The organism is Viridibacillus soli, from assembly GCF_016612995.1.
Lineage (GTDB): Bacteria > Bacillota > Bacilli > Bacillales_A > Planococcaceae > Viridibacillus > Viridibacillus soli.
This window is the reverse complement of the sequence record NZ_JAEOAH010000012.1, coordinates 34,889-48,826: the sequence shown is the minus strand read 5'-3', so window position 1 is coordinate 48,826 and position 13,938 is coordinate 34,889. Positions and strand designations below refer to the sequence as shown.

Below are 13,938 nucleotides of genomic sequence, written 5' to 3'. Positions count from 1 at the left end.
ACTTGATAGAATAAGTGACTTTACAAAGTCAGAAGGCACCTTTTCTTGCATAAATTCTAGATTGCCAATTATGCTTGCTCATAATCCCAATCCTTCGATTAATTCACCAAATAAAACAATCCGAACATTCTGATTTTTCTGTATATTCTTCTCCTTAAAAAGAAAGGAGCTACTATGAGCTCCTTTCAAAATGTAAATCATCATATTCTATTGTGTAGGCTTCTTCTTCACAACTCTTGTGATTTCACCATCAGTATCAATATCAACTACAAATGAACCGTTAGAATAACGATCGGCTGCGCGATATTGACCCTCTTGTACTTCTTCTTGAACACCTTTTTCGGTTTCTAGCAGTAATGAATCACCTTTATGCACATAAATGACTGTATAAACTCGGTGTGGTTGTTTTTTTAGCTCTCGAACTGTCACAACACCACGTTTAGGGCGGCCGCTCACTTCGATTTCAGAGACAGCCATTTTCTTCACGGCACCACGGTGTGTAATAAGCATTAGATCACCGTTATCATTTTCTGGAATGATGTTCGCTGCGACAACATAATCTTCTTCTTTTAAGTTAATCGCTTTAACACCAGCAGTTTTAACACCGGTTACTGGCACATCTTCCATAGGGAAACGAACTGAATAGCTAAAGTGAGTAGTTAAAATCACTTCATCAGTTGCTGTTACAAAATCAGCGAAGATTACTTCATCTTCATTTTTGACATTCATTGTTTTAACTGGTTTAGAGTAACGTTGTACGACGTATTCATTGAGCGGAGAACGTTTAATTTGTCCACCTTTTGTAATCGTCATAACAAATATATTCGGGTCAAATGTTTCTACCCCACGTGCATTGATAATGATTTCATCGGAATCAATCGGTACAATACTTGAAATATGCTGACCTAAGTCTTTCCAACGAATGTCCGGTAACTCATGCACTGGTTGATAAATATAGTGACCTTTGCTTGTAAATAGCAATAGATGTCGTTGCGTATTAATCGGAGATTCTAATAATAGATGATCGGAATCCTTCATCGCAAAGTCTTTACCGTTCGAAGCGTTGTATGAGCGTTGGCTCGTACGTTTAACATAACCGTCTTGTGTTACTGTCACGATTACTTCTTCACTCGGAATTAAGACATCTAAATTTACTTTAATCTCTTCAATTTCGTTTTCTATAATTGTACGACGTGGTTCTGCGAAACGCTTGCGAACATCTTGTAATTCTTTTTTAATGACGCTTATTAATTTTGCTTCACTGCCTAAAATATTTTGTAATTCAGTGATTCTCGCTATTAGCTCTGCTTCTTCTTCACGTAATTCAGTAATATCAGTATTTGTTAAACGATATAACTGTAAGGAAACGATTGCTTCTGCTTGAATTTCAGTGAAGTTAAATTTAGATTGTAAATTATTTTTTGCATCTTTTTTATCTTTTGACTGACGGATTGTATGTATGACTTCATCTAAAATCGATAATGCCTTCATCAATCCTTCCACGATATGTAGACGATCGTTTGCTTTTTGTAAGTCAAATTTAGAACGTCTTGTCACAACTTCTTTTTGATGGCCAATGTAAGCATCTAACAATAATGGTAATGTCATCATCGTTGGACGACGTTTATAAATGGCAATCATATTAAAGTTATACGTAATTTGTAGGTCAGTATTTTTGTATAAATATTGCAGAATTGGTCTTCCTGAAACTTCTTTTTTCAGCTCTACTACGATTCGTAAACCCGTACGATCTGATTCGTCACGTACTTCTGCAATACCTTCAAGACGTTTATCTAATCGCATTTCGTCAATTTTCTTCACGAGATTTGCTTTATTGACGTCATAAGGAATTTCAGTGACAACAATTTGTTCTTTGCCACCTTTTAATATTTCAATGTCGGCTTTGGCACGGACAATAATTTTTCCTCTACCTGTTTCATATGCTTTCTTAATCCCGTCAACACCTTGAATAATACCGCCAGTTGGGAAATCTGGCCCTTTTAAGACGGTCATTAACTCATCAACTGTTGCATTTTGGTTATTCATACGCATTAAAACAGCATCTAATACTTCGTGTAAAGCATGGGGCGGAATGTCGGTCGCATAACCAGCGGAAATCCCTGTCGAGCCGTTAACGAGTAGATTTGGGAATCTAGCGGGTAAAACAGTAGGCTCCATGTCTTGATCATCAAAGTTTGGTACTAGATCAACTGTATCTTTTTGAATATCACGCAGCATTTCAGCAGAAATGGCAGATAATCTTGCTTCTGTATAACGCATCGCTGCCGCTGAGTCACCGTCGACAGAACCGTTATTTCCATGCATTTCAATAAGCATATGACGCGCTTTCCAGTCCTGACTCATACGTACCATTGCTTCATAAACGGAGCTATCACCATGTGGATGATAGTTACCGATTACGTTACCGACAGTTTTTGCGGATTTACGGAATGGTTTTTCATGTGTATTGCCGCCCATGAACATCGCATATAATATACGACGTTGTACGGGTTTTAAACCGTCACGGGCATCTGGTAAGGCACGATCTTGAATGATGTACTTACTGTATCGACCAAACCGATCACCGATGACTTCTTCTAATGGTAAATCTTGATAACGCTCGGTCTGTGTCATACTAAGTCCTCCTCATTTTGAATGAATTCATTGTCAAGAATATTGGAGTCTTCTTCTAGACCGAAATCGACGTTTGATTCAATCCATTTACGACGTGGCTCTACTTTATCACCCATTAATGTTGTAACACGGCGTTCAGCACGCGCACCATCGTCGATTTTAACGCGGATTAATGTTCTTGTTTCTGGATTCATCGTTGTATCCCATAATTGGTCGGCATTCATCTCACCGAGACCTTTATATCGTTGTAGAATATAGCCTTTACCAATTTTATTGATCGCTTGTTTTAAATCTTTTTCAGTCCAAGCATATTCCATTACTTCTTTTTTACCTGCACCTTTAGACACTTTATAAAGTGGTGGTAGTGCGATATATACTTTACCAGCTTCAATGAGTGGTTTCATATAGCGGTAGAAGAAAGTCAATAGTAGTACTTGGATATGGGCACCATCTGTATCGGCATCGGTCATGATGATGACTTTATCGTAAGCTGCATCATCAATTGTGAAGTCTGCCCCTACACCAGCTCCAACAGCATGAATAATCGTTGCGATTTCTTCATTTTTCAAAATATCTTGTAATTTTGCTTTTTCCGTATTGATTACTTTACCACGGAGCGGCAAAATCGCTTGGAATGTACGGTCACGGCCTTGTTTTGCTGAACCGCCCGCAGAGTCACCTTCGACAAGATATAATTCATTTTTTGCAGCGTTTCGAGATTGCGCTGGTGTTAACTTACCAGATAATAATGCACTAGATTTCTTATTCTTTTTACCATTTCGTGCGTCCTCACGAGCTTTTCGAGCTGCTTCTCGAACTTGTTGCGCACGAATCGCTTTACGTACAAGGGAGGCACTTAGTTCTGCATTTTCCTCTAGCACATAAAGTAATTTCTCAGATACGACAGAATCGACAACACTTCTCGCTTCACTTGTACCTAGCTTGCCTTTCGTTTGTCCTTCAAACTGTAGTAAATTTTCAGGGATACGAACGGAAATAATTGCTGCTAAGCCTTCGCGAATATCAGAGCCGTCTAAGTTTTTGTCTTTTTCTTTGATTAGACCAATTTTACGCGCATATTCATTGAAGACACGTGTCATGGCCGCTCTTGCACCGGTCTCATGTGTGCCGCCGTCACGAGTACGAACGTTGTTAACGAAAGATAAAATCGTTTCTGAGTAGCCATCGTTGAATTGGAACGCGAATTCGACTTCAATTTCGTCTTGCGCTCCCTCAACGTATTTAACTGGGTGTAATACGTCTTTTTCTTCGTTCAAGTAAGTAACGAAAGCCTCGATACCGTTTTCATAATGATACGTTTCATGATTGCCTGTTTGTTCTTCGATTAATTCAATTTTCAAGCCTTTTAATAAAAAGGCGGATTCTCTCAAACGTTCAGCAAGGGTGTCAAAATTATATTTTGTCGCTGAGAAAATTGTGTCATCAGGATGGAAATGAATAGCTGTTCCCGTTTCCTTTGTTGCCCCTAATTTCTCTAATGTTGTAGCGGGTTTACCACCATTTTCAAAGCGCATTTTATATTTTGTACCGGCACGGTGAATTGTCACTTCAAGCCATGATGAAAGAGCATTCACTACGGAAGCACCAACACCATGCAATCCACCACTTGTTTTGTAGCCACCTTGTCCAAATTTACCACCTGCGTGCAGAATGGTAAAAATAACTTCCGGTGTTGGTTTGCCTGTTTTATGTGTACCTGTAGGCATTCCTCGACCGAAGTCACGTACACTTATACTTTGATCTTCGTGAATTTTCACAATGATATGTGAACCAAAGCCAGCTAACGCTTCATCGACTGCGTTGTCGACAATTTCATAAACAAGATGGTGTAATCCTCGGCTATCAGTTGAACCGATATACATACCCGGACGTTTACGAACAGCTTCTAGTCCTTCTAGTACTTGTATCGCATCATCATTGTAAGACATGACTGTTTGTTTATCTGTCAAAAAAATTCCCCCTAAATACAAACACCCGTTCTACTCAAAATCATATTACGCACTTTCTCGTTGCCTGTCAACAAGTCGTAATTTAATTTCATACAGAGTTTATTGTACCAAACGTTGAATCTAAAGCAAAATAAGAATAAGATAATACTCTAAGAAGATGTGTACATTGTGTACTAATATAGTATTATGATAAACTATTAGTACCAACTACTAAAATTACAAGGAGTTTTTTATGAATACGATTCTATTAATCATTTTGACTTACTTGATAGGTTCTATTCCTTCAGGTTTATGGATTGGCCAACTTTTTTACAAAACGGATATCCGCGAGCAAGGTAGCGGAAACTTAGGTGCCACCAATACTTTCCGTATACTTGGAAAAAAAGCAGGTATTGTTGTGACACTTATGGACATCCTCAAAGGAACTGCAGCGACTATTTTAGCGTCACTTGTGTTCTTTGCTGATAGCGGAATCCATCCACTCATTGCAGGATCTATTGCGGTTATTGGTCATATGTTCCCTGTATTCGCAAAATTCCGTGGTGGTAAAGCGGTAGCAACATCTGCAGGTGTAGTACTAGGCTACCATTGGCCGATCTTCATCCTCTTAGTTGTAGCATTCATACTTTGCTTAAAAGTATCCAAGATGGTCAGCTTTGCTTCTATGTTTGCGTCTGTAGTAGCTTTTGTATATGCTATTATATATATGTTCTTTGAGCAAGACTATTTTTTATTATTAATTATTACAACCCTTGCAGCCTTTATTTTCTACAGACATCGTGCGAATATTGCACGGATTAAAGCCGGCACTGAGCCTAAGGTAAAGTGGATATAACATACAGGGAGTGTGCACCACATGAAAATTGTCGTATCAGAAGAAGCATTGAAATGGTTTGAAGAAGAAATGGAACTAGATACTGGGGATCAAATTCGTTTTTATGCACGCTATGGCGGCTCAAGCCCCTTACATGAAGGCTTTTCACTCGGCATGAACCGTGAACAGTCCATGAATCCTGCAGTCACGTTAGAAAAAAACAATAGCCTTTTCTACATCGAAGAGGATGATATGTGGTTTTTCGACAATCATGATTTGCACGTCTTAGTAAACGAAACACTTGATGAGATCAAGTATGAGTATAAAAAAGAAGCTTAATAAGACAAACAAAGAGCATGGCGCCTTTTGCACCATGCTTTTGTTATGCATAAAAGCGTTTATACTGCTGCATTTGCCCTTCATTAATCAAAATTTGACGCTCATAGTCGCCAAAAAGGTCGAAATGTGGATAATGCTTATAATCAATCCACTCTGGCTTTAAACTGTAGTTTGCTCCCCATTTGATGAGTTTTTCGACATCCGCACAACCAGCTTTTGTCACCGTTTTACAACCTGGAAAACGCTCGTCCTTCCAATAATGCGTCAGAAAAGCAATTTCGCAAGCCTCCACACGCTCTTTCCATAATTTCAGTTCATCTCTTGTCACACCTAGTGCCATTAATCTTCTTTTCTAACGACTTCTTTGTATTTTTCATCCCATAAAGGGTCTACTTTTGATAAAGAAACAGGACGGAAGTTTTCTTTTTTCACTAAAATATGTTCGGATTTTGCCGTTATCGCAACAGTGCCATCTTCATGAAGAACTTCATAGCCATATACTGAGCGTAACTTACTGTGGGATTCAATCCAAGTTCGTACTGTTGCTACTTGACCGTAACGCATCGCAGCTTTATATTGAATCGATATATCCATAACTGGCGATACATAACCATTTTCCTCTAGCTGGGTAACTGAAAATCCTAAATCACGGATTAACTGTGTGCGTCCTAATTCAAGCCAAATAATATAATTTGAATGATAGACAACCCCCATTTGATCAGTTTCAGCATAGCGGATTTCTACCTCTTTGTTACTAACAAACATTTTCTTCACCTCATATATCCATTATACAGAAGTCTATCTTAAAATACTTATAAAAGCGCTATATACAGCGTATTTCGACATCATTCTATTGAATTTGCACTTTATATTTGTCCTGAGGGCTTAAAAAAAGACGAAGCCATTACGCTTCGTCTTTTACTTATCGCTTACTAGCCTCTTTTGCAGCTAATAAACCGATTGATTTATTTTTCTTCCAGACACTATTCCAATACCTTTGAGATACTGGGCCTTCACCCGCATATGGCGCGATTTCAACAGTAATTCCTGGTTTTTTCTCTGACATAATGAACCAATCAGCAGATGATCCACTACCTTTTGAAAAGACAGGTGGAATGACTGGATAGCCTGTTACACGGCTAATTTGACGTGTTAATGCTAAATCACGTCTGTAATTGGCACCTTTTTGGAAGTTGAACCAATATAAAATTTGACCGGATGAGTGATAAGAGATATCCGATTTAAATTTATGGCGTTTGACGAAGTCTCTTAATGCCTGTGCTTCCGGTTCAGAGAATACACGCGGACCTTTGTAGCCTTTATATGTTTTTGGAGTGAACGCTACGTATTTCCATTCACCATCAAAGTTTCGGTTTAAGTCCACACCGTGAGCATTTGCTTTCCAACGTTTATAGTTGGAACTTTTATTAATTTTCTTAATCAGATTTTTATTTGCCATGCTATTAATGCCGTTTTGCACTAACGTTACGCCATCTGGGTTGATCATTGGAACAAACCAAATGCTTGTTGTATCAAGGGTTTTACGGACGTTATAACCAGCAAAACTTGTGTTTTTATTGTAGCTGTATGAGTAGTTATCAATCATTTCCATGACTACATTTGTCGTCATATGTTCACGTGCGTGAATGGCTGCATCAACTAAAATCTCTTTCTTTCCATTCCCAACTTTTAAGGCATAAATTGCACGCCCTTCAACTGATTCACCGATTTTTTCCAGAGAAGTGAATTCAGGATAAAGTTTAGCGAAAACTTGAACATAGTATGAGTAAGCTTTATGTGTGACGTTTTTTGTCGGATTAACGATGTTTTTGTGATAGTAATTAGCTAAATCTACATAACCTGATTGGCCCAAATATTCGATTATGCCGTGACTTTTTGAAATACCTTTTAATTGCACGATTTGTCCTTTATTTAGAGAGCCGATTTTAACACCATTTTTATCATATACAGCTGATGTTTTTTCGACATAAAGAGTGACTGGATAAGTTGCTGATTTTAATGTTGCTAATGAAGTTGCAGTTTTCGTCGGCATTGTACCAGCGATTGGAATAGCGTATTGCTTTCCGCTCTTATTTATAAAATGATATTTGCTCGATCTTTTTGTCGGTTTGATAATGGCACCTTTTTTTAATGTACCGACTTTTTTATATTTTCCTTTAGAAACGGTATATAAAGTCACTGATTCGTTCGCTATTTCGACTTTATCTGTTGTTTTAAATGACAAATCGACATCTTTAAATGAAATATAACCGATTTGATCACCTACATTAATTACAAAATAGTTATCTACAATATTATGCGTTTTTAAAGTAGTTGCTTGCGAACCCGAAACTAAAACAGTCGAATTTGTGCTTGCTTTGCTGTAAATTTTAAAGGACTTCTTTGTTGTAATAGTTATAGCACGTTGGATGCTAGGAGCGACATTTTCTTGCCCAGCTGCGAGTAGATTCTCGCGAGCAATCCAATATGCTTTATTACCAATTGATAATTCATACCAATTTTCATTTTCTGTACTATTAACATGGTAGATCATCGATGGATTGTTTAGTCTTAATAACGCATTTGTTGTATTATTTGGTCCGAATAATTCACTATTTTCTTTCACTGTTACATATGTATACTTAGCCTCTGGTGTTTCAACAAGTTGTTCTTCCTGTGGCGTTTCAACAGGTGGTGGTTCTCCCTCTGATGCTACAGGCGTTTCAGGTGTTTCTTTAATTGTTGTGATTTCTTGCTTAGGCACTGTCGCTTCGGCTTCTAATTTAGCTTCCGATTGGACTTCCTCTAATGGTGCTTCTGATTCTTTGGCATATGCTGTATTCACATATGAAAATGGTACAGTAAGGACTAAAGTTAGAACAGTAATTGCAGCGAATGACTTAGTTAGCTGCATTTTAATTGATTTCATTAGTACACCTCTACTACTTATTTCTCAAAATGACTTAACATGATGAATCTTACAGTTGAAAACAGAAAAATACATGTGTAGCATGTCATTAAGATATGCTACACATGTATTTAGAGAAAGGAAGGCTCATAAAGAGCCCAACCTATCTTATTTTGCTAATTTGTTACGAAGTACCATTTGTAGGATACCGCCGTTACGGTAGTAGTCTACTTCTACTTCTGAGTCGAAACGAGCAAGAGCTTGGAATTCTTTTACAGAACCATCTTCAGCTTTAGCAGTTACAGTTAAGATATCTTGAGGTTTAACGCCTTCAGCGATGTTAACTGAGATTTCTTCTCTACCTGTTAGGCCAAGAGAATCTGCATTTTGTCCATTTACAAATTGAAGTGGAAGAACACCCATCATAACTAGGTTTGAACGGTGAATACGTTCGTAAGATTCAGCGATAACTGTTTTAATGCCTAGAAGGTTAGTACCTTTCGCAGCCCAGTCACGTGAAGAACCCATTCCGTAGTCTTTACCAGTAAGAACTACTAAACCAGTACCTTGTTCTTGATATTTCATACATGCATCATACATATACATAACTTCGTTTGTTGGCCAGTAAGTTGTGTAACCACCTTCTGTACCAGGAGCAACTTGGTTACGGATACGGATGTTAGCGAATGTACCGCGCATCATTACTTCATGGTTACCACGACGAGAACCATAAGAGTTGAAGTTACGTGGTTCTACACCGTTTTCACGTAAATATTGTCCAGCTGGTGTATCTTTACCGATTGCACCTGCAGGAGAGATATGGTCAGTTGTAATTGAATCGCCGAATCTAGCGATAACACGAAGACCCTCTAGACCTTTAATATCTTCCGGTTTTGCAGCAAGGTTTTGGAAGAATGGTGGGTTTTGAATGTAAGTTGATGTTTCATCAAATGTGTATAAAGAATCAGTTGATGTTTCAATTTCATTCCATTTTTCGTTTTCGTCAAATACGCGTGCATATTCTTTTTGGAATAGATCACGTGTAACAACTTTACCAAGAACTTTGTTGATTTCTTCAGTTGTAGGCCAGATATCAGCGAAGAATACATCGTTGCCATCTTTGTCTTTACCGAATGAATCATTTTGAAGATCTACATCTACTGTACCAGCTAATGCATAAGCAACAACTAATGGTGGTGATGCTAAGTAGTTAGCTTTTACAAGTGGGTGTACACGACCTTCAAAGTTACGGTTACCAGAAAGTACTGAAGTTACGAATAAATCATTTGAAGTAATCGCTTCTTCGATTTCAGGAAGTAATGGACCTGAGTTACCGATACATGTAGTACAGCCGTAACCTACAGTGTTAAAACCGATTTCGTCAAGGTAAGTTTGTAAACCTGAATCGTTTAAGTATCCAGTAACAACTTTAGAACCTGGTGCTAATGAAGTTTTAACCCATTTTGGAACAGTTAAACCTTTTTCAACAGCTTTTTTAGCTACTAAACCAGCTGCGATTAATACGTAAGGGTTAGATGTATTTGTACAAGAAGTGATAGCAGCGATTGCTACAGCACCTGCAGGGATTTCTACATCGCCTTCAGCGAATTTAGCAGTTGAAGTTTTAGTGAATTCGTCTTCTTTTAAACCAAAACCTTGTACACCAGAAGGAGCTACTACTACTTCGTGGTAACGTTTTTTCATGTTTGAAAGAGGAATTAAATCTTGCGGACGTTTAGGACCTGATAAGTTAGGTTCGATATCAGCAAGGTTGATTTCTACAACGTCAGTGTAAACTGGTTCTAAATCTGCATCAAAGAACAGGTTGTTAGCTTTTAAGTAAGTTTCAACAACTTGGATATGTTCTTCATCGCGACCAGTTAGACGCATGTAGTTTAATGATTCTTCGTCAATTGCGAAGTAACCACAAGTAGCACCGTATTCAGGAGCCATGTTTGAAATTGTTGCACGGTCAGCTAATGGTAATTGAGGAATTCCTGGTCCGAAGAACTCAACGAATTTATTTACTACACCTTTAGCACGTAGTACTTGTGTTACTTTAAGAGCTAAGTCAGTTGCAGTTGTTCCGTTCGGAAGATCGCCTGTTAATTTAACACCGATTACTTCAGGAACTGGGAAGTATGAAGGTTGACCTAACATACCTGCTTCTGCTTCGATACCACCTACGCCCCATCCAAGTACGCCGATACCATTGATCATTGTAGTATGAGAGTCAGTACCTACTACTGAATCTGGGAACGTTTCGAATGTGCCATCAGCATTTTCGTTAACGTGTACAACTGGAGCTAAATACTCAAGGTTAACTTGGTGAACGATACCAGTTGCTGGTGGTACTGCACGGAAGTTATTGTATGAAGTTTGAGCCCATTTTAAGAAGTTGTAACGTTCAGCGTTACGTTCGAATTCAAGGTCCATATTCGCTTGTAAAGCTGTAGCAGTACCGTATTTATCTACTTGTACAGAGTGGTCAATTACAAGGTCAACAGGAATTGCAGGGTTGATCACTTCAGGATCTCCACCCATTTCTTTCATTGCAGAACGTAGTGATGCTAAGTCAACTACTACTGGTACACCAGTGAAATCTTGTAATACTACGCGTGAAGGTTTGAATGGTACTTCAGCATTAGGGTCTACATCTGCGCCCCATTTTGCTAGTTGATCAACATGATCTTCTTTGATTACATAGCCGTCGTATTGACGTAAAACAGATTCTAATAAAACTTTGATTGAATAAGGAAGGCGTGATACTGTTGCGATACCAGCTTCTTCGATTGCAGCTAAACGGTAATAATTGTATTGCTTACCATTAACTTCAAATGAAGAGCGGCTGTTGTGCAAGTTTTTGATTGCCATTGGTTGGTTCCCCCTCTAAATTAACTTATGAAAAGGCTTTATATATAGCTTCTTTTCTCCACCTATTATAATAAACTAAAAAGATACATAAGTAAATTACATTAAAATTATGCTACGTGATAAGAATTATTTATGACCTTTACTAAACTCCATAAGCATTCTCGAAAATGTAGTTTTTCTGTCACTAAACAGCCTTTATATTATACTCAAAGAAAAAATAAAAAAACATGCCTACAAAAAAATTGTAGACATGTTTTTTCTTAGCGATCTTCTACTATTATATATGTTGCTTTCACAGGGCCGTGCACACCAACAACAAGATTCATCTCTATGTCAGCTGAGTTACTTGGCCCTGAGATAAAATTAATACAAGGTGGTACTGCTTCCTCTCTTTGCACTTTCTTAGAAATAGCTTGCGCCGCTTGTGTCATTCTAGGTACAAGTGTGCTTTTCGGAATAATTGCAATATATGTTTGTGGGAGTAGACTGACAGAACGTCCTTGACCACCATTAGAAAATAGCACGACCGTTGCAGACTCAGCTAATGTGATATCACTAAATGTAATTCCAACATTCGCTTTTTCGGCAAATTTTATATTATCAGCGCCTTTTTGAATATCCCATTCATTCACTTCAACACCTGCTTGTGGCCATTCTTCACGAAGTAACACACCAAGACCATATGTGTCGAAGCGTTCATCTTCCCATACAGAAATCGGGCCTCCTCCGTACATGTCGACGCGATTTGATAGTTCAGCCTTTAATTCTGCTGCAGTTGTTTCAACATAATCCGTATGAATATTAACGCATTGTGCTTTGAACAACTGCACAAGCTCATCTTGCGATAAATCAGTTAATGTAACTGCTTGTGGATTATGCTTCCAGTTACGCTCTGGCTTTTTTGTCTTATTCACCTCACGGCCAAGCGCTGCTGCAATATTATTTAAAAACGTTTCACGTTGTTGGATCATTTCTTGTCTCCTCCTTCGCGATTTTTATACCAGTCACGGAAACGTTCATTTTTTAGTGTTGGGAATTCACGAATCGCCGTCCATTCCTTTAATGGCCCGGGCCCTTTTGAAATAAACTCCTTATCCTTCATAAATGGCTTCATGACTTTTGTTGCAAGCTTTGTACCTGTTGTGTATAGTGGATTTGAAGCCGCTCCAATGCCAAATGCCTTCATCATTAAGCCTTCAGAAATTGGTGCCTTGCCCTCTTTTTCAACAATTACTTGACGATGCTTATGCAATAGTTCATGCAATGGAATCTTCACAGGACATGCTTCTGTACATGCTCCGCATAATGTCGACGCATAAGGTAATTCCTTAAAATCATCATAACCGCCAAGTAATGGTGTTAACACAGCACCAATAGGACCAGGATAAATCGAATTATATGAATGGCCACCAATATGACGATACACTGGGCAGACATTAATACAAGCTGCACAACGAATACATTGCAAGACCGATTGGAATTCAGTCCCTAAAATCTTCGAACGCCCATTATCGACAATTACTAAATGAAATTCTTCTGGACCATCCGCATCGCCTTCGCGACGAGGACCAGATAATACCGTCACATAACTTGTTAGTTTTTGCCCAACAGCACTTCTTGTCAGCAAGCTCACAAGCACTTCGAATTCTTCAAAAGTAGGCACAATGCGCTCCATTCCCATCACCGTAATTTGCGTTTTCGGCACGGTTGTCGCTAATCGCGCATTCCCTTCGTTCGTCACTAAGCTAATCGAACCGGATTCGGCAATCGCAAAGTTACAACCTGTAATGCCAATATCTGCTGTTAAAAACTCGCTTCGTAACGTCTCACGTGCATGCCGTGCCAATTCAGTTGGATCATTTGATTTTGTATAGTTTATTTTCTCTGCGAACACTTTACGTATTTGTTCTTTATTTTTATGTAGTGCAGGTGCCACTATATGCGATGGTGGATCGTGTTCATCCAGTTGCAGAATATATTCGCCTAAGTCTGTTTCAATAACTTCACAACCGGCTTTCTCTAATACTGCATTTAAACCAATTTCTTCTGTCACCATTGATTTCGATTTGACGATTTTTTTTGCTTCCTTCTTCTTCACGACGTCTTCAATATAACGATTGGCATCTTCTGCTGTTTGAGCAAAGTGGACGTGACCACCTAGTTTTTGTACGTTTTCAGAAAGCTCCTGTAAATAGTAATCGAGATTTTCAAGTACATGCTTTCGAATTTCTTCTCCGTGTGAGCGCCATTCCTCCCAATTACCAAGTTCCTCAGCGGTTTCCAATCGCCGGAAACGCAGACGATCTTGGGCGCTAGAAACCGCTCCGCGCATAAAGTCATCCTGCAAATTTTCTTTTACTTTATCTTTAAACTGACCATCCGAAATTTTTATAGACATA

The 13,938-nt window shown here is 38.6% G+C and carries 10 protein-coding genes; 2 read left to right on the top strand and 8 right to left on the bottom strand.

From position 1 onward, the window contains the following. Positions 1-207 precede the first annotated feature (207 nt). A complete protein-coding gene (gene parC / locus JFL43_RS10405; protein ID WP_200749005.1) occupies positions 208-2,634 on the bottom strand; it encodes a DNA topoisomerase IV subunit A in 2,427 nt (808 codons plus the stop codon). Then, positions 2,631-4,583, bottom strand: coding sequence for a DNA topoisomerase IV subunit B (gene parE / locus JFL43_RS10400; protein WP_200749037.1), 1,953 nt, complete (start codon positions 4,581-4,583; stop codon positions 2,631-2,633). Before parE ends, parC begins: the two co-directional genes overlap by 4 nt. 253 nt (positions 4,584-4,836) lie before the next feature. Here parE and plsY point away from each other — a divergent pair, with 253 nt between their 5' ends. Continuing rightward, complete coding sequence (gene plsY, locus JFL43_RS10395) at positions 4,837-5,439, top strand: glycerol-3-phosphate 1-O-acyltransferase PlsY (protein ID WP_100797152.1); 603 nt, start codon at positions 4,837-4,839, stop codon at positions 5,437-5,439. 21 nt (positions 5,440-5,460) lie between these two features. Further along, positions 5,461-5,757, top strand: coding sequence for a HesB/YadR/YfhF family protein (locus JFL43_RS10390; protein WP_100797151.1), 297 nt, complete (start codon positions 5,461-5,463; stop codon positions 5,755-5,757). 43 nt (positions 5,758-5,800) lie between these two features. On the opposite strand, the gene JFL43_RS10385 is transcribed toward JFL43_RS10390, so the two are convergent. The 6 genes from JFL43_RS10385 to JFL43_RS10360 form a co-directional block, all read right to left on the bottom strand. After that, positions 5,801-6,097, bottom strand: coding sequence for a hypothetical protein (locus JFL43_RS10385; protein WP_200749004.1), 297 nt, complete (start codon positions 6,095-6,097; stop codon positions 5,801-5,803). After that, on the bottom strand, positions 6,097-6,522 hold the full coding sequence (locus JFL43_RS10380) for an acyl-CoA thioesterase (protein WP_100797149.1): 426 nt from the start codon (positions 6,520-6,522) through the stop codon (positions 6,097-6,099). Before JFL43_RS10380 ends, JFL43_RS10385 begins: the two co-directional genes overlap by 1 nt. 157 nt (positions 6,523-6,679) lie before the next feature. Beyond that, a complete protein-coding gene (locus JFL43_RS10375; RefSeq protein ID WP_200749003.1) occupies positions 6,680-8,686 on the bottom strand; it encodes a M14 family zinc carboxypeptidase in 2,007 nt (668 codons plus the stop codon). A 147-nt stretch (positions 8,687-8,833) separates the two neighbouring features. Then, a complete protein-coding gene (gene acnA / locus JFL43_RS10370) occupies positions 8,834-11,539 on the bottom strand; it encodes an aconitate hydratase AcnA (RefSeq protein WP_200749002.1) in 2,706 nt (901 codons plus the stop codon). 260 nt (positions 11,540-11,799) lie between these two features. Then, positions 11,800-12,510: a LutC/YkgG family protein gene (locus tag JFL43_RS10365; RefSeq protein ID WP_200749001.1), complete on the bottom strand. Its 711-nt coding sequence runs from the start codon at positions 12,508-12,510 to the stop codon at positions 11,800-11,802. Further along, positions 12,507-13,937 (bottom strand): LutB/LldF family L-lactate oxidation iron-sulfur protein, encoded by a 1,431-nt coding sequence (locus tag JFL43_RS10360; protein ID WP_200749000.1) that lies wholly within the window; start codon positions 13,935-13,937, stop codon positions 12,507-12,509. Before JFL43_RS10360 ends, JFL43_RS10365 begins: the two co-directional genes overlap by 4 nt. Position 13,938: the final 1 nt, after the last annotated feature.

What these genes read in the sequence shown, in the direction of transcription:
- JFL43_RS10385 (WP_200749004.1), bottom strand. Translation starts at nt 6,097, where the DNA reads ATGGCACTAGGTGTGACAAGAGATGAACTGAAATTATGGAAAGAGCGT.
- plsY (WP_100797152.1), top strand. Translation starts at nt 4,837, where the DNA reads ATGAATACGATTCTATTAATCATTTTGACTTACTTGATAGGTTCTATT.
- acnA (WP_200749002.1), bottom strand. Translation starts at nt 11,539, where the DNA reads ATGGCAATCAAAAACTTGCACAACAGCCGCTCTTCATTTGAAGTTAAT.
- JFL43_RS10360 (WP_200749000.1), bottom strand. Translation starts at nt 13,937, where the DNA reads ATGTCTATAAAAATTTCGGATGGTCAGTTTAAAGATAAAGTAAAAGAA.
- JFL43_RS10375 (WP_200749003.1), bottom strand. Translation starts at nt 8,686, where the DNA reads ATGAAATCAATTAAAATGCAGCTAACTAAGTCATTCGCTGCAATTACT.
- JFL43_RS10365 (WP_200749001.1), bottom strand. Translation starts at nt 12,510, where the DNA reads ATGATCCAACAACGTGAAACGTTTTTAAATAATATTGCAGCAGCGCTT.
- JFL43_RS10390 (WP_100797151.1), top strand. Translation starts at nt 5,461, where the DNA reads ATGAAAATTGTCGTATCAGAAGAAGCATTGAAATGGTTTGAAGAAGAA.
- JFL43_RS10380 (WP_100797149.1), bottom strand. Translation starts at nt 6,522, where the DNA reads ATGTTTGTTAGTAACAAAGAGGTAGAAATCCGCTATGCTGAAACTGAT.
- parE (WP_200749037.1), bottom strand. Translation starts at nt 4,583, where the DNA reads ATGTCTTACAATGATGATGCGATACAAGTACTAGAAGGACTAGAAGCT.
- parC (WP_200749005.1), bottom strand. Translation starts at nt 2,634, where the DNA reads ATGACACAGACCGAGCGTTATCAAGATTTACCATTAGAAGAAGTCATC.